The organism is Mucilaginibacter achroorhodeus (genome assembly GCF_007846095.1).
GTDB classification, from domain to species: domain Bacteria; phylum Bacteroidota; class Bacteroidia; order Sphingobacteriales; family Sphingobacteriaceae; genus Mucilaginibacter; species Mucilaginibacter achroorhodeus.
In genome coordinates, this window is sequence record NZ_VOEI01000005.1 from 87,855 (window position 1) to 105,145 (window position 17,291).

Below are 17,291 nucleotides of genomic sequence, written 5' to 3' on the forward strand. Positions count from 1 at the left end.
CTTGTTTATGAAATTTCGCAAAGGGCAGCAAATTGATTTTGCTGCCCTTTTTTTGAAAAGAACTGTATCTTATTTTAATGAGGCGGCTACACGTGAGTACAATCTATCCACCCACCATTTATACATTTTTGCTGATGGATGTAAATTGTCAGTTGTTACATATTCTTTATCGTCGCTCGCGGCTCGCGATAATTCTGTAATGTTGATATAATTCGCTCCGGCAGCTTTGGTAACTTCTTTATTGATAGCATTGTAAGCATCAATTTCTGCGGCAATATTTTCCCGGTTACGTCCATTGGCAAAAGGGGTTACGCCCCAATCAGGTATTGATAATACAAATACATGCTTTTGGTTGCCTTTGGCAAGAAAAATGGCAGAATTAAGAATTTCTGCAAATTCTTTGCGGTAGGTTTCAATATCTTTTTTTTGATATTGGTTGTTAACACCGATCAGCAAAGTCACTAAATCGTACCTGGCATTATCTGTTTGTTGCTTTATACCGTTGATCAACTCGTCGGTACGCCAGCCGTTTTGAGCTATGAGCACCGGTTGCGCCGTAGCAATATGTTTGCTGTTTAATTTAGCTGCTAATTGATAGGGAAATGATTGCGATCGATCAACATAACGCCCAGCAGTATAAGAATCGCCAAGCGCAAGATAGTGAAGGCTATCAGGCTTTTGATTTTGAGCAAAGCCAAAACTTGAACAGATCATCAATGCCACAACTAACAAAAAAGCTTTCATAACGCTAATTGCTTTGTTACCACAGGCACCAACTGGTCTACCCATAAGCCATACATTCTACCTGATGGATGCAGCCCATCGGTTGCTACCAGATCCGGTTGAGAATTGGCTTGCCTTGATATTGGGGTGATGTTCACATAGGCAACGCCCGCTTTATCGGTCTCTTCCCGGTTTATGCCGTTGAAAAGGTTTATGTCGGTAGCAATAGCTGCCGAATTACCGGTGTTTTTACCAAAAGGCGTTACGCCCCAGTCGGGAATGGAAAGCACGATAACGTGTTGTTTATTACCGCTGGCATAGCTTATCGCGGTGGCCAATAACTCCGTAAATTCTTTGCGGTAATCATCTTTGCTGTAATGGCGATATTGATTGTTAACGCCGATCAGTAGCGTTACCAGGTCGTAATCGTGCTTTTGTAAATTTCGTTGTTGTATACCTTGTTTGAGTTCGCCTGTTGTCCAGCCGGTAACGGCAATGATCTCTGGCGATATATTGTTCTCAAACTTTCTGGTTAGCTGGTAAGGGAAAGATTGTTCTTGCGGCACAGCTTCGCCAATGGTATATGAATCTCCCAATGCAAGATAAGTGAACGTTTTTGGCTGTGGCATATTATTATCTATTGAGGAAGCATTGCCCGGTGTTGGATAAGCTGTTACAACCTGCTTTGTACAAGCGGTAGCAAATAATAACACAAGTGTAAGGTATCCTCTCATCCAATTATCTCCATACCAAAAAGTACGGAAATATGGTGTTTAAGGATTTGTTTAACCTCATTTATATCAACCTGGCCGCCAAGTTCTAACTGCATGGATGTTACCGCCTTATCATCAATGCCGCAAGGCACAATGTTCTTGAAATAATCCAGATCGGTATTTACATTAAAAGCAAGGCCGTGCATCGTCACCCATCTACTGCAGCGCACACCCATGGCACAAATTTTACGTGCATGCTCATTATCTGCATCCAGCCAAACGCCTGTGTAGCCCGGATAGCGTCCCCCTTTAAGCCCAAAGTCGGCCATTGTTAAAATTACAGCTTCTTCAAGCGTGCGCAGGTATAAGTGAATGTCGGTGAAAAAGTTATCAAGATCGAGAATAGGATAACTCACTATCTGACCCGGACCGTGATAAGTAATGTCGCCACCGCGGTTAATGGGATAGTAGGCCGCGTTTTTTTCTTTCAAACCCTGTTCATCAAGCAGCAAATGATCTGCCTTACCGCTCTTACCCAATGTATAAACGTGTGGATGCTGTGTAAATATCAGGTAATTAGGCGTAGGGATGTATTCCTCTTCTGCCTCGCCCGCTGCTACCGCTAAAGCTTTGTTGCGTAGCTCTGATTTTAGCTTAACGGTCGCACCAAAGATATCTTCCTGTCTGTCCCAGGCTTGTTTATAATCAGTTAATCCCCAATCCTCAAAAACCACCTTTTTGTTTTTCATTTCTATCTTTTAACGTAACCGATCATGTAATCTTCATATTGCATATAGCCTACCTCGTAATCAAGGTTTACATTACCCTTATGCAGTTTAGCATGCAGCAGATCATGATGTTGAAAAGTAAATGGGTATAGCGTGATATTATCTGCGAAAGATACTTCCTTTTGGCCATAGCATTTGTAGACCGCCTCTTTCGCGCACCAGCATACATAAAGCTGTGCTATTTTGTTCTCATCACTAACAAAAGCCAGTTCCTCGGGCCGCATAAACTTACCCGCAATTCGCTCCACTTTTTCTTTGATCTGCTCAATATCTATCCCCACAGGGCTGGTACGGCTTATCATTACGGCGGCGTAATCAAAAGAATGACTTAGAGAAATATGGTATGGAAGGCTAACGAGATATGGCTTGCCGTGAGCATCAACCTTACAATCTATATATTCTTCTGTTTTAAGCATTTTGCGAAGTAAAACGCGTGTACCTAACCAATGCAGGTAGCGCTTGCTTTTGCTCAATTTGCGGGTGTAGGCTTTTTCCTCGTCATCCAGCTTTAGCTGCTGATAAAGCTCTTCGGCACTTTCCTCTATTTTCCATAGCGCAAACTCTGTGTCGTCATCAATTTGTTGTCGGTACGCTATAGCCATAAGGTAAAATTGCGAAAAAGCTGAGCAATTTCTATCACACTATTTTAAAATTTAGCGCCAATTAACGGCCAGGTGTAACATAACTTAATCAATGATTGTCATACGGGTAATTATCACAATTTACTATGAAATGAAAAGAACCTACATTGCAGCAATCATCTTAATTGCGGTTGCCATAACCGAAGGCTGTGTAAAATTACGGATGAGCGAAAAGTTGCCTCAAACACAAAGGATATCAAATAAACATTAAAACAGGAACTGGGTGAAGGTGACCGCCTTTTACAGCGGTTGAGTGTGCCGCCGTTACAGTAATGTGCGGCGGTTTTTATTTAAACGGCGGGTGCAACTAATAGCTTTTTTAATGGTAATTTAGCGTATGATCTTGTCTGATAAACGCATCCTCGAAGAAATAGAAAAAGGTACTATAATTATTGAACCCTTTAACCGCGATCACCTGGGTACAAACTCTTATGACGTGCACCTTGGTAAACACTTGGCTACTTATAAAGACAGGGTGCTTGATGCCAAGCTACATAACGAGATCATCAACTTTGAGATACCTAAAGAGGGATTTGTATTACAGCCTAATACACTTTACCTGGGCGTTACAATGGAATATACAGAGACGCATAAACATGTACCCTTTTTAGAAGGAAAATCGAGCACGGGCCGATTAGGTATTGACATACATGCCACTGCGGGTAAGGGTGATGTTGGTTTTTGTAATACCTGGACGCTTGAGATATCATGCGCCCAACCGGTTAAGATCTATGCTGGCATGCCTATCGGGCAGTTAATATACTTTGTTGTTGAGGGCGATATTGAAACCATGTACAATACCAAAGGCAACGCCAAATATAACAAACCTACAACCCGGCCTGTTGAAAGTATGATGTGGAAGAATAAATTTTAAATAACCATGCGCTTATGACCTGTAAAAAGCTTATCTGGATTTTTTTGCCAGCGATAATGTTGCTTGGAATAGCAGGTTTTACCGTGGATGATGACATCATAGCTAACCTTACCCGCAGACTTGCGGCCTGGAGCCAAAAGCACCCTATTGAAAAGGCATACCTTCATTTTGATAAACCTTATTATACCGCCGGAGAAGATATATGGTTTAAGGCCTACGTTTTAACAGGGCCAGACAGGCAATTGCAACCGGATAGCGGAATATTGAATGTTGAACTCATAAACGAGGCGGATTCTATAAAACAAGCCCTTAAGATCCAATTACATAATGGGATAGGTTACGGTGATATACCGCTGCCTGATACCATGGAGGAAGGTAACTATCGCCTGCGTGCATATACCGAATATATGCGTAACGCCGGTACGCAATACTTTTTTGATAAGGCAATTGTTATAGGCAATGTTATCACCAATAAGGTTTTCACCAGGGCATCTTTCAGCTATCAGCAAAAGCAAGTTACGGCGACTATAAGGTACACTGACGCAAATGGCGCAGCTTACTCAAATAAGCAGGTAAGCTACACCATGCTATCCACAGGTGTGGCTAATATGAAAGGCAAAGCCGTCACCGATGCAGACGGAAATATCAAAATAAATTTTCCTGCAACAGATGCAGCAAGCCTTGAGAACGTCCGTTTTGTTACAACCATTGCTGGCGTTGGCGAAAACAAAGTTATAAAGAGAATCCCGGTGCATTTTGCCGCCGGTGTTGCTGATGTCCAGTTTTTTCCGGAGGGTGGCAACCTGGTTAATGGCATTAACACCCATATAGCATTTAAAATTATTGGTAACGACGGCTTGGGCGTTGATGCAAAGGGGGTTATCAAGGATAACAGCGGAAAACAGATCGCCGTTATAAGTACCACTCACCTGGGCATGGGTGCATTTACGTTAACACCTCAAGCGGGCCAAACATACAAAGCGGAACTAACGTATGCAGATGGCTCAAAAGCTATTAAGGCTTTGCCTAAAGCCACTGATAATGGTACTGTGCTCAATATAACAAGTACTGATCCGAACCATATTATGGTAAATGTAGCAACCCCAAAGGCGCTCGCAGGTCAGCTAAATTTATTGGCGCAGGCAAACGGGAGGGTTTATTATGCAGCTAAAAGCGAGATAGGAAAATCAAGCTTTAGTGCCGTAATCCCTGCAAGTAAATTTCCATCGGGTATTGTGCAGTTTACGCTTTTCTCCTCAGCTGGTGAGCCGCTTAATCAGCGATTGGTATTTATAAATGGCAATGATAAAATAAACTTAAAAGTTGCTGCAGATAAAAACTATCAACAGGCTCAAAAACCGGTTACGCTTAATGTTGAAGCTACAACAGCTGATGGAAAGCCATCTCTTGGCAGTTTATCAGTAGCAGTTGTAAATGAAAGCAAGGCGCCTATCGATGAAAATAACGAGAATAATATTTTTGCATCGCTTTTGCTTAGCTCTGATCTTAAAGGATATATAGAGCAACCGGCGTATTACTTTAACGAGATCACAGAAAAAACGCGTGCAGATCTTGATGTATTGATGATGACGCAAGGTTACCAACGTTTTGAGTGGCGGGCTATAGCGGCAGGTAATGATACTCAAGATAAGTTTCCTGATGAACGAACATTCACTATTTCGGGCCGGGTAACAACAACATCCGGGCAACCGGTAAAGGGGGGTAAAGTTGAATTGATAAATTTCGGTGATGGTATCTTACAAGTTGATACCGTGACCGATGCAAATGGCCGCTTTGCTTTTAACGATATAATTTACCCCGATAGCATAAAGTTTTTGCTACAAGCCCGTACTGCTAAAAACAAGCGTAATGTGGTAATTACTGTTGACAGTGTTCCCCCGGCACCATCTAATCAATTTAAAAGCCTCCCTGATTTTGTTACTAATGCAGGCCAAAGCATAGCTGCATACGCTCAAAACAGCAGGCAATTTTATTTTGAGCAGATGAAACTGGGATTAGGGAACCATGTGATTTCTCTCAGAGAAGTTCAGGTTCGCGAGAAACGAAATGCACTTAAACACTCTGCAAACCTAAATGGTCCGGGCAGAGCTGACCAGATACTGTTAGCGAAAGATCTGTATCCGGGTTGTATTCAATTAGCTGATTGCTTGCAGGGGCGTTTGCTTGGGGTTATCTTCAGAAATGGTACGGCCTTTTCAACTCGCGGTGGCGGCCCAATGTTGATAGTAGTTGATGGGGTGTACACTGATTCGGACTATATGAACACTATCAATGTTAATGATGTTCAATCAATCGAGGTATTACGAAATATCGGCAACGCGGCTATCTACGGCTCAAGGGCAGGCGGTGGCGTATTAGTTATTACCACCAAACGTGGCGACGAGCCTGTTGATTACCCGAGATACTTTGGCGGCGGTGTAAAGCCTTATGCACCTAAGGGCATATACAAATCCAGGGTTTTCTACTCTCCAAAATACAATGTTAAGCGGGATGTTAAGTTAGCAGACCTGCGTTCAACTATTTTTTGGAAACCAGATCTGGTAACTGTTGATGGCAAAACCAGCTCAAGTTATTTTAACGGTGCACCCGGCAATTACCGGGTTGTGGTAGAAGGGGTGGATTCTGAAGGGCGGATAGGCAGGCAGGTGTTGCGGTATACCGTGCAGTAACCGTTGTAAAATTAAACCTAATTATGCTTAAGGCTTAATTTTGAGTAGATTTGCGTGATATGCCAACCGAAGTACAGGAAGAAACCCTCACGCTTGAAGAGATACTGGCGGGCCTTAAGGAAATGCACCGCCTTATTTTGTGGAATGATGACCATAACACTTTCGATCATGTAATTTATTGCATGATAAAATACCTCGATTACAATGAAAGCCAGGCGGAAAAAATAGCCTGGAAAGTTCATAATGAAGGCAAATGTGCGGTTTTGGAGGGTTCTTTTACCGAGATGGAAATTTACCGTAAGATATTACAGCAGGAAGGCCTGACCGTTTCTGTTGATTGATACGATTACAGCTTTTACAGCCCAATTAATACGAGTCCTGAAAAACGTTGACCACTTAACAATCAACTTTTCCAGGACTGCTCATTGTGATAAGTTGAGCAAACTGTCTAAATCAATTAAAGTCCACTCCATCAATTGAAAGTCCTTTGCAACTTAAGGATAAACCTATGCTGTTATAGCCGTAACTTTCTGTAAGTGATGTTAACTGATCGGAATAAGTATAAAGTGCCCCACCTTTAAATTTTAAACTTTTAACTACTTTTTTGGTGGCAGCATCTGTAATGGTGATGGTGCCATCAAACCTGTTCCTGATCTTTGCAAGTACCTGCATCATCTCTTTACTTAAAGATTTTGCCTCTATTGTGAGATAGGAAATCCCGGGAGCTCGTTTTGAAAAGGTCTTTGGCAATTTCACATTACTTGTGTCAGCAACCGCAGATTTAACTTCCGAAGCCTGTTCTTCATCTATGTTATCTTCGTAGCGGTTTATAGAAATATTTACTGAGTTTATCTCTGCAGTGATGGCTTTCCCTCCATCCATAATGGTCATTACAACTTTATTCTTTTTCTCTTCTGCAGATGCTTCGGTTTGTGCAAAAGTTTGCCGTGCAAAAGTTGATACAGCAAGAGCTATTGTCAGGAAAATTATTTTTTTCATGATTGTGGTGTTAAAAGTTAGCAATAAGCAGTGCAGTTATTCCGTTGCACCTGCCATTAACAATTGTTCTAATATTTCGGTATAACCGCGTTCGCTCGCGAAATTTATAGCACTGCGGCTTTCATTATCCACCGCGTTAGGGTCGGCGCCATTTTCAAGCAGCATTGCTGTAAAATCATTAAACTCGCACTGGGCTGCAACAATTAGCGGCGTTTCGCTAAAGCTATTTCTTGAATTTACCTCAGCGCCACCTTTAATGAGCTTTTTACCCAAATGATGATTGCCCATGCCAGCCGCAAAGTGCAAGGCTGAATTGCCGTTGAGCACATGCTGATTTACATCAGCACCGGCATTTATCAATAGTTCGGTAAGGTGAGTGTTTGAATTGTTCACTGCCAGGATAAGCGGACTAACGCCGTTATTGTTAAGCTCGTTAACATTGAGGCTGCCACTTTTAAGCAGTGATGCAACTACCTCGCTCTGGTTATTGTAAACTGCCTGATGAAGGGGCGTGTTGCCATTATTATCTTTTTGGGCAGTGTCGCTTCCTTCTGTACGTGATAATTGGACAACTAATTCGCGCATGCCGTTGGCCGTTGCATGGTCCAGAATATTGTATCCTCCATTGTCTTTGATATTTACGTTGGCCCCTAATGATATCAGGTACAAAGCCGTTTCAGTTTTACCGGCAAGTACAGCGTAAAATATTGGTGTTTGGCCAAAATTGTTACCTGCATTTAATTCTGCCCCGGCATCTGTAAGCAGCTTTATCAATTCTTTGGCCCCCGCCCGGGCTGCGCAATGTAAAGGAGCTTCACTGATGTTGTTCTGCAGGTTTACATCAGCCCCGGCATCTATCAACATCTTAGCGATGTCTTTTGCACCTTTAATACATACATAATAAAGCGGTGTATTACCAAGCGCGTCGCGTTTATCTACATTAATGCCGCCCTTTTTAAGGAAAGCCTGCACAATGCCTTTCTGAGCATTTTTGCAAGCATTTAAAAACATGTTATCCATATCTGTATGATTCTTACGCCAGTATTTGTTTTACAACGGCTTCGTTGCCATTTTGTATGGCCACGTCCATAACGGTTTGCCCGGCATTATTTACATTTTCTATCGTAGAGGTATCCTTATCCAATATCAGCGAAACAAGTTTCTTCGCCGACATCTGGTCGGGGTTTGAGGCTGCGTACATTAATGCCGTACTGCCTGTGTTATCTACATATGTCGTGTCGGCATCATTGTCAAGCAGTAGCTCGGCAATTGCATACTTGGGCTCATTACCTCGCATGGCAAATGACATTAACGGTGTTCGGCCGAATTGATCAGGTTTGTTGACGTCGGCACCGGCATCAATCAACTCTTCAACTAATGCAGCATTCAGATCAGCAAGATAACCGGCCTTGCAGATCACGTTTAGTGCGGTGTCACCATCATTGGTGATAGCAGCATCCACGTCCAGTCCTTTGTCAATCAAATTGCGGAGAATTTTAACGATGTCTTTTAGGTCTTGGCTTAATCCGCGGCCAAAGTTTGTTATGCCCTTTGCAAGCAAATAATAGGCAGCGGTTTCGCCTATACCGGTGCGGTAATTCACATCTGCACCTGCATCAGTCAATATCTTTACCATCGGCAGCGATGGATACTCGCAAGCAAGCATGAGTGCCGCACGGTTATGCTGGTCTGACAGTTGATCCAAATCGACCTCGGTTTTTACAATACTCTCCAACGCGGCCATATCACGGTTAAGCACGGCCTCATGCATCGTCATGCCCCCGGTTGTGGTGTTTTCATCGTTGCCTGTTAATATGGCGGCTATTTCTTTTACACCGCTGCGCTGGGCGTATGCCAGTGGAGTGCTGCCAAAGATGTCTTTATCGTCAGGGTCTATGCCGCTTTTTTCAATAAGTACTTTAACAATTTTTGTTGCAGCATCTAATGCGCCCGGTATACTTTTACGGTGGACCAATTTATCGCAAATGGAATGCAGCAGATTTTTACCTTCTGCTTCTGTTGCGTCCAATTTCGTTCCAGTGTCTCCAAGAACATCCAGCATGGGGTACATATAAACCAGCCCGGCTTCATAATAAGCAAGTTTACCAGAGTCATTTTTCTTTTTGGAATTAACGCCGGCTTCAAGCAATGCTTGCGTTGTTTCTTTGATCCTTATCGCTTTTTGTTCAAGCTTAAGATCGCTGAGATCAAACTTAGCCGTTGCAAGTGCGTGCAACGGCGTATTGCCGTACTTATCTGTATCGGGTTTTACGCCTTTTTCCCGTAAAAATTTTATCGCTTCGGGATGTGTGAATCTGGCTGCAAGATGATAAAGGTTTTCTTCCTGATCACCTGTGATAGCCAGATCTGGTAACGATTGATAAAGCGCCAGTACATCAATCTTTGCAGCGTCATCCGCAAACATATTGCGATGATAAGTATCTCTTATCAGATTAAATTCTGTACTCATTTTTTAAGTTTTTCTTTAGCTGTGGTCAGTGCTTCGGTAATATTTCTGTACTGTTTGTAAGCTATGGGGGTGGCTGTTTCAACTACAATAGCAAATTCTTTAAGCTGCAACCAGCAATCAGTTTTTAGCCGGATTATCCCATCTGCTACCATCTCCGGAAAGGCGTGTAAATATTGGTCAGTGATAGCAGTTTGATGGTCGTTCAGTTGATTCTGTTTATCCCGCAGGTTTTTATAAAACTCATCAATCAACTGCTTAGATCTTATTGTACCTGCCGGCAAGAACATTTGTGCCTTGTCCAGATAAATAAGCGCTTCGCGGTAGTTGCCCGTCCAATAAAAACACAGGGCAAGATTGTAGTGAGTAGTAGGTTTATCTGTCGGCTCGGCTTTTAGCAGCTGGTAAGCCTCCGCATACTTCGATTGACTAATGAGCTGAACAATGAAGTCAGTTCGCAGTACATGATTAACACCCGGGCTTGTTGTATTTGAACCTAACAGCATAATTTATTTTAAATAGGTAAATAAAATACCTGGTAGCCGCTACTATGTTAAAAGCAACGGTACCAGGGCTTTTAGAAAGGTTAGGCTCAATTATTTAGAAGCTTTTTTGCTGAGAATTTGCGCCAGCCTGGTCGCTGAAGTTGAAGCGGCCTTCAAATAATTTACCTACTATTGGTAGTGGTTTTACGGCTTCATTGTTAGCGGCCACAATACCCAACAGCATGAGTATAAAGGTTGCTAAACCAACTATACCGCTTACAATGTATAAGCCGGGGATTATAGCAATAAGAATAGACATCAAAATACCGAGAGCAAACGATAGAATGATAAGCCCTAAGGATTGGCCCAAATGATAGTTTACTAATTCGCTTTTTTGTTCGCGCTTTTTAAATTCTAAATAAGCAATTATCCAACCGATAATGGTGATGTAGCTTACAATAGCTAATGTTTTGTTTGACATAGTTTTTACTTTTAAGGTTAACAATAAAGATGTTGACCCAAAAGTAGTTAGGTAGCTGTCCGGAGCCAAAAAAACGGTAGCTACAAGGCGTCTACCAGTTAATTTTAAACCGTCTACAAATCATCTACAACAATTTTATAAGTTGTTGTGTTACAGTATTAATTACGGCGAGATAAGGAAGATGTGAAAAGAGCCGTTTCGCTATAGTTAACTACCCGAGCACTTATGTATTTAAAGAAGATCTTCGTCTTTCTCGTGTTTTTCTATCTGTTAGGATATGGAAATACCGGCTTCTCTCAATCTTTGATCATTGACTCTTTAACGCGGGTAGCCAATAGTGTGTCTTATAAAGAAAGGCCTGTTGCCACAGCCGAATTGGCAAGGGCTACATTAGAAAAAGATGCTGACGAAGCTCTAAAAACTGCCCGGCGGGCCTTGCAGCTTTCCAAAGAATTAGATGAAGCCGGACCAAAGGCATTCTGCTATGCTACCATGGCTTACCTGTTGATGCAAAAGGGCCAGGAAAGAAGAGCAGTAATTTACCTGGATAGCGCCAGCCGATGTGCCGCTAAAACTACGGATAAGGAAATGCTGGCCTTTGTATGGCTCCGCAAAGGTTGGCTTGAGTTGGTTAGAGGCAATAATGAGAAAGCGATATCCGGTCTGTTAAGGGCAGATCAATTGTTGGCAAATGCTACTGATAAAAGGGCTTTCAGTTATAAAACGCTCATCAACCATTATATCGCAAGTATCTACGCTTACGGAAGCGATACCGTAAAGCAACACCGCTATGCCATGGCTTGTTTAGCTGCATCAAAAAAGAGCGTTTTTGCAGATGATACCCAAATAGGTTATATGACGCTGGCTCATAGTTTCTTTTCGTCTTTTGAACATAACATGGCCCGGCGCGAACTTTTAGATTCGAGCATGCGCTACTATCGCAGGGCTATGAATTTTTATGAGAAGAATAAGGAGCGGATATTTATTCAAAGCAATGCCTCGTTAACTGCATTGAATATTGCCAACGCCTACTTTAAATATTATCCCTTAAGCTTTAAAGATAGTGCACAACGGTATGTGAATATAGCCTTAGCAATAGGCCGCAAAACCAACGGAAAAGAAATTATCGCCAACTGTTATGGGATACTTAGCGAATACGCGTTAAGGCAAAAAGATTATGTTAAAGCGGAGCAATATCTGATAACAGGCATTGGTGAATTGGCAAGTGCAGCGCCTGGGGTAGATATAACCCGATCGCGGTTGATGCTGGGGCTTGCAAATGTTGCGGAGCAAAAGGGTGATAAACAAAAGGCCCTGGACTACTACAAGCAGTACGTAACCTATTATGGTAAAGTGTTTGACGCCCAAAAATTAAGTATTGTGCAGCAACTTGAAGAGGAATACCACGCAGCCCAGCGAGATAACGAGATAAAACGATTAAAAGAACGCGACAATTACAATAAAAGGCTTAACTGGCTGTATGTAGCCATTGGCTCGGTAAGCATTTTGGTTTTGGGTTTGTTGCTGAGTTCTTACCATTATAAACTAAAAGCATCTCAGCAACAAAAGCAGATAGCCGATAAGCAGAACGAAGAGATACAATTGATTGCCAAACTTAAACAGGCCGAAGCGCAACAATTGATGATGGAGAAACAGGAGGCAGAACTGCAGGCCCATTTGCGGGAAGAGGAGCGCGCCAGGGCCGAAGCGCAACAAGCCCTACTGCAAGACAGAACGGAATGGTTGGAAAAAGAGCTGCTGGCCGGCACTTTAAAAATAGAAGAGAAGAACGCCATATTTGAATTGCTCAAAGAGAAATCGCGCGGGGGAGATGCGCAGCATGTAGCCAGGCAAATAGGCCGTATCATCAATCAAAACTTACGTGCTGATAAAAGCCTTGACGAGCAACAGGGCATCAGCCATATCCATCCGTCGTTTTTTATAGCGCTGCAGCAACGGGCAGATAATTCCCTTACCCGGTTGGATCTTAAGTATTGTGCATATATTTTAATGGGATTGGATAATAAAGAAATAGCAAGCCGCTTAGGTGTTGAACCCAAAAGTATCCGCATGGCTCGCTACCGTTTAAAGCAAAAACTTAAGCTTGGTAAAGATGACAATCTTGACCAGTCAATTTTAGGTTTTCAATACACAGACCATAAGGCAGATTGATTTCTGCTTTTTATCAACAGTCTCGATCTGCTTCACATCCGCTTAAGAATTCTAAGCAAATTCTAATACATTTTGTAACGCCTATGTTACTATTGTTACGATATTTACGTTTCAATCAAAAAAGATAGGTGATGGGAAGATTACTTAAAATAGCAGCAGTTACAGTGCTTACGTTCGGAATATTTTACACTTTTAACGCAGGTTGCGTTGATTTTTTCAAATGGTATTTTACGTTACAATTGTTGCCACAAATAGTTGTTGGATTTGCATTTGGTGGCGTTAGCTGGTTAATGGGGAAGGCTGTAAACCTATTCATATTAAAATGGGTAAATCAGCAACCATCGCTAACGGTATACGGTCTAACGCTATTATCGTCACTTTGGTTAATACATACTATCATTATATTCTCGGCTTTCAGATTTGCTTTTTTTGAGCTTTCATGGGCGTCTGTAAGTGCGATAGTACTTGCGGCCGAACTATCGCTGTTACCTTTAGTGGCTGTGTTTTTCCAGAGCCGGTCTATCCACAAAACAACGATGGGGTATAACGTTTCTGAAGAATTGGTGATAAATTAGATCAGGATATTTCAAAAATAAATAGAGCCTCGCAACGCGGGGCTTTTTTTTGAGTAAGGAATCTGTAATGTTTACTCAATGAAAGCTTCAAAAACAAAAATCGAGATTTCAGTTGTAGCATATTAGTTACTTAAGATGTGTTTTCCTATGTTTGCAGCGCTCTGCAAAAAAAGCTAAATCTATTGCAAATTATAGTCAATAATTAGCGTGAGCCATTGTATAACTTCGATAATTATCTTTGCGATAATAATACCTTAATATCAACATGAATCCTATAAACCAACTTAGTAACCAACTTAATCTATCGCCTATGTGAAAACGCATACTTACCACCTTACGATAGATCAATTATCTGATCATCAATACCATGCTAATATTTCTTTTTAGATAAATCGGTAAGCCCCGATTTTGCATGGCTTAAACTGGACTGAAAAACTTAATTAACTTAAACAACAAATAGTATGAAATTTATTAAACACCCAAAAGGTGTACTTAATAAATGCGGGCTATCTTCCAAGAAGTCTGTATTTATAATGAATTTGACACTTGCTTTAACCGTTCCGGCTGTGTTACCTTCGGTAGCCAGTGCATTTCCACTTACAAAAGCAACCGTAAACGTTGATAAGCTTGTAAACTTTGCCGTAATTAAAGGTAAAGTTGTAGATGAGAACGGCGCACCACTACCAGGTGTATCAATTAGCGTTAAAGGCACTTCTGGTGGTACTGTTACTGATGCAAGCGGTAACTTCACATTAAACGCTCCAGACAACGCAACACTTGTTTTCTCTTTCATAGGTTACCAATCTCAGGAAGTAGCTGTAGGTGGCAGAACTACTATCAGTGTGAAAATGAACCCATCGGCCAAAGGCTTAAATGAGGTTGTTGTAACGGCACTCGGTATATCTAAAGATCAAAAGAAGCTTGGTTACGCAGTATCAACAGTAAATGGTGATGCGCTTAATAAAGCTAAAGAAACTAACGTTGCTTTATCACTTCAAGGCCGCGTGGCCGGCTTAAGCGTTGGTTCATCAAACGGTGGTCCGGGTTCATCTGCGCGCGTGTTATTGCGTGGTTTAACCAGCTTTACAGCCGGCAGCCCTTTATATGTTATAAACGGCGTACCTATGGATAATACGCAAAGAGGCGCTTCTGGTGAGTGGGGTGGAGCTGATTACGGTGATGGTATCTCAAATATCAACCCCGACGATATTGAATCGATGACAGTACTGAAAGGTCAGTCTGCGTCAGCGTTGTATGGTTCACGTGCTGTTAACGGTGTAATTTTGATCACTACAAAATCTGGTAAAAAGAATTCGGCTTTTGGTGTTGAATTCAACACCAATATTCAATTTGATAAACCTGTAGATAATACTGATTTTCAACAAGTATATGGCCAGGGTATATTAAATGCTGCCGGTGTAGCTGCGAAGCCAACTTCACTTAACGAAGCACGTAACTCAGGCAGCTTGGCATGGGGTACAAAAATGGATGGCAGCATGGTGCCGCAAATTGATGGCAAAGACCACCCATACTCTCCGGTTAGCAATTACATTGATTTTTATCGCACTGCTCCTTCGTTTACAAATACTGCTGTTTTTTCGGGCGGTGGTAAAGAAAGTACCTTCAGGTTATCTTTGTCAGATCTTCGTGCCAATTCTATGGTACCCAACAGCTATCTGGACAGGAAAACGTTTAACTTTAACGGAAGCCAACAAGTAACTTCCAAGTTGAATGTTAACGTTGTTGCCAATTATGTTTTAGAAAATTCTAAAAACAGATCTGGCTTAAGTGACGGTCCGGGAAACCCTAATAACGTTCAGTTTTTAGCGCCTAACCAGGATCAGGCTACTTTAGCTCCGGGTGTAACTCCGGATGGTAAGGAGTTAACCTTTACCGATGATAGCTATGTAACCAACCCTTACTTTGCTGCAAATTATTTTCAAAAGAATACTCAAAGAAGCAGGTTAATATCTGCGTTGTCGGCCAAATACGATTTTACAAATTGGCTTTACTTACAAGGCCGTGTAGGGTACGATGTAAGTAATGACAAGCGTATTGATATTGAACCTACGGGTACCGGTTACCGCGGGGATAACGGAACAATGAGACAAGCCAATGCACAAATTACAGAGTTTAACACTGACATTTTGTTAAATGCAAAACACAGCCTTGTTAAAGACCTATTAAACGTTGACTTTACCGCTGGTGGTAACATTCGCAAATCAAATGCTGATGGCACTTTTATTGAAGGACAGGGCGGTTTCATCATACCTTACTTCTATAGCCTTACAAACTTCGGTTCACGTAACTCTGGCCCAAGCACTGATCTAATTACCAATAAGCAAGTTAACTCGGCTTACTATTCAGCAGATTTTTCCATCAAAGACTACTTGGTGTTGAGCACAACCGGTCGTTATGATTATTACAGTACCATTGCTAAATCTGTAGGTCCTGGTATATTCTCACCTTCTGTTTCAGGTAGTTTCATATTCTCTGAGTTGCATAAAATGGATGGTGTTGACCTGGGTAAAGTGCGTTTATCGTTTGCACAAACAAGTAATGATGCCGCTGCTTATTCAAACAGCGTTTACTACAATTTAAATAATGCGATCAATGGCGTACCTACTGCGGGCTTTAGCAGCCAGTTACCAAACCTTTTCTTAAAACCATTTACCTTAAAAGAGGTTGAGGCCGGTTTAGAAATGAAGTTCTGGGGCGATAGATTAGGTTTCGACCTTACGTTGTTCTCTCGTAAAACAAACAACGAGATCATTAACGGAAACTTAGACTGGTCTACAGGTTATACAAACAGGTATATCGGCACCGGTTCTACCCAAAATAAAGGTATAGAGTTTGAGATCCATGGTACACCTGTAAGATCAACATCGGGCTTCAGCTGGACCCCGTCATTTAACTTCACCTATGTTAAAAATAAGATATTGCAAACAGATGGTGTAACAAACGATAACATCAACTTTGGTAGGTTCCGTCCTTCTGCAGCCAACGGTTTAGCTATTACAGCCCTTGTTGCTGGTTTACCTGGTCCGCAGATACTTGCTGCAGATTACAAACGTGATGCATCTGGTAACATCGTTTTTGACAGTAATGGTCTGCCACAAACCGGAAATTTAATTCCTATGGGTTCTACAATCCCTAAAATTTATGGCGGTTTAAATAACACATTTAACTACAAACAATTTAATTTAGGTTTCCTGGTTGATTACCGTTTTGGTAACAAGGTTTTGTCAGCTACTGAGCAAGCCAGTATTTTTAGAGGTTTAAATAAACTTACGTTAAATGGTCGTGAAACCGGTGTTGTTGGTGTAGGCGTTACAGAAAGCGGTACTCCAAACACTGTCAGCGTTCCAGCACAAACATATTACCAGGCATTAGCGCGTAACGTTTACACGGTTGATGTGTTAGACGGTAGCTTTATTAAACTACGCCAAATTACGTTTGGCTATACCTTTAACGCTGCCTTCTTGAGAGGAACACCGTTCAGCAGCATTGGCGTATCAGCAGTTGGTCGTAACCTTTGGACTATTATGAAACATACCAAGAATATCGATCCAGAGTCAGGTTTTTCAAACGATGTTAGATATGCAGGTATCGAAGGTGGCAGTTTACCTTTCGCCAGGACTTATGGTTTAAATGTGAACTTTAAATTCAAAAACTAAACAGAA

15 protein-coding genes are annotated in these 17,291 nt (G+C 41.8%); 6 read left to right on the forward strand and 9 right to left on the reverse strand.

The genetic code is table 11. From position 1 onward, the window contains the following. Positions 1-69: 69 nt before the first annotated feature. From FPZ42_RS14245 to FPZ42_RS14260, 4 genes are read right to left on the reverse strand one after another with little or no spacing between them, the layout of a single operon-like run. Positions 70-744, reverse strand: coding sequence for an SGNH/GDSL hydrolase family protein (locus tag FPZ42_RS14245; RefSeq protein WP_261382298.1), 675 nt, complete (start codon positions 742-744; stop codon positions 70-72). Then, a complete protein-coding gene (locus FPZ42_RS14250) occupies positions 741-1,457 on the reverse strand; it encodes an SGNH/GDSL hydrolase family protein (RefSeq protein ID WP_146272329.1) in 717 nt (238 codons plus the stop codon). Before FPZ42_RS14250 ends, FPZ42_RS14245 begins: the two co-directional genes overlap by 4 nt. Next, positions 1,454-2,185, reverse strand: a complete 732-nt coding sequence (gene lipB / locus FPZ42_RS14255) for a lipoyl(octanoyl) transferase LipB (protein ID WP_146272330.1) — start codon at positions 2,183-2,185, stop codon at positions 1,454-1,456. The genes FPZ42_RS14250 and lipB overlap by 4 nt, the downstream gene beginning before the upstream one ends. 2 nt (positions 2,186-2,187) lie before the next feature. Next, the gene (locus tag FPZ42_RS14260; protein ID WP_146272331.1) at positions 2,188-2,826 is read right to left on the reverse strand and encodes a 4'-phosphopantetheinyl transferase family protein; all 639 of its coding nucleotides are present in this window, start codon (positions 2,824-2,826) and stop codon (positions 2,188-2,190) included. A 376-nt stretch (positions 2,827-3,202) separates the two neighbouring features. Here FPZ42_RS14260 and dcd point away from each other — a divergent pair, with 376 nt between their 5' ends. The 3 genes from dcd to FPZ42_RS14275 are packed head-to-tail and all read left to right on the forward strand — an operon-like array spanning position 3,203 to position 6,770. Further along, positions 3,203-3,739 (forward strand): dCTP deaminase, encoded by a 537-nt coding sequence (gene dcd / locus FPZ42_RS14265; protein WP_146272332.1) that lies wholly within the window; start codon positions 3,203-3,205, stop codon positions 3,737-3,739. Between the two features lie 56 nt (positions 3,740-3,795). Next, complete coding sequence (locus tag FPZ42_RS14270) at positions 3,796-6,429, forward strand: TonB-dependent receptor plug domain-containing protein (RefSeq protein ID WP_186458780.1); 2,634 nt, start codon at positions 3,796-3,798, stop codon at positions 6,427-6,429. A 59-nt stretch (positions 6,430-6,488) separates the two neighbouring features. Next, the gene (locus FPZ42_RS14275; protein ID WP_146272334.1) at positions 6,489-6,770 is read left to right on the forward strand and encodes an ATP-dependent Clp protease adaptor ClpS; all 282 of its coding nucleotides are present in this window, start codon (positions 6,489-6,491) and stop codon (positions 6,768-6,770) included. Between the two features lie 112 nt (positions 6,771-6,882). On the opposite strand, the gene FPZ42_RS14280 is transcribed toward FPZ42_RS14275, so the two are convergent. From FPZ42_RS14280 to FPZ42_RS14300, 5 genes are all read right to left on the reverse strand, one after another. Next, on the reverse strand, positions 6,883-7,428 hold the full coding sequence (locus FPZ42_RS14280) for a hypothetical protein (protein WP_146272335.1): 546 nt from the start codon (positions 7,426-7,428) through the stop codon (positions 6,883-6,885). A gap of 36 nt (positions 7,429-7,464) precedes the next feature. Beyond that, positions 7,465-8,448: an ankyrin repeat domain-containing protein gene (locus FPZ42_RS14285; RefSeq protein ID WP_146272336.1), complete on the reverse strand. Its 984-nt coding sequence runs from the start codon at positions 8,446-8,448 to the stop codon at positions 7,465-7,467. Between the two features lie 13 nt (positions 8,449-8,461). Beyond that, complete coding sequence (locus tag FPZ42_RS14290; RefSeq protein WP_146272337.1) at positions 8,462-9,898, reverse strand: ankyrin repeat domain-containing protein; 1,437 nt, start codon at positions 9,896-9,898, stop codon at positions 8,462-8,464. Next, positions 9,895-10,401: a hypothetical protein gene (locus tag FPZ42_RS14295; protein WP_146272338.1), complete on the reverse strand. Its 507-nt coding sequence runs from the start codon at positions 10,399-10,401 to the stop codon at positions 9,895-9,897. Before FPZ42_RS14295 ends, FPZ42_RS14290 begins: the two co-directional genes overlap by 4 nt. A 94-nt stretch (positions 10,402-10,495) precedes the next feature. Beyond that, positions 10,496-10,861 carry a DUF4870 domain-containing protein gene (locus tag FPZ42_RS14300; protein WP_146272339.1) on the reverse strand — a complete coding sequence of 122 codons (366 nt, stop codon included), beginning with the start codon at positions 10,859-10,861 and terminating at the stop codon, positions 10,496-10,498. A 225-nt stretch (positions 10,862-11,086) separates the two neighbouring features. Between FPZ42_RS14300 and FPZ42_RS14305 the strand changes: the two genes are divergently transcribed. From FPZ42_RS14305 to FPZ42_RS14315, 3 genes are all read left to right on the forward strand, one after another. Further along, positions 11,087-13,033, forward strand: coding sequence for a LuxR C-terminal-related transcriptional regulator (locus tag FPZ42_RS14305; protein WP_146272340.1), 1,947 nt, complete (start codon positions 11,087-11,089; stop codon positions 13,031-13,033). A gap of 131 nt (positions 13,034-13,164) precedes the next feature. Next, positions 13,165-13,608, forward strand: a complete 444-nt coding sequence (locus tag FPZ42_RS14310) for a hypothetical protein (RefSeq protein ID WP_146272341.1) — start codon at positions 13,165-13,167, stop codon at positions 13,606-13,608. 461 nt (positions 13,609-14,069) lie between these two features. After that, the gene (locus FPZ42_RS14315; protein ID WP_222431588.1) at positions 14,070-17,285 is read left to right on the forward strand and encodes a SusC/RagA family TonB-linked outer membrane protein; all 3,216 of its coding nucleotides are present in this window, start codon (positions 14,070-14,072) and stop codon (positions 17,283-17,285) included. The last annotated feature ends 6 nt before the right edge of the window (positions 17,286-17,291 follow it).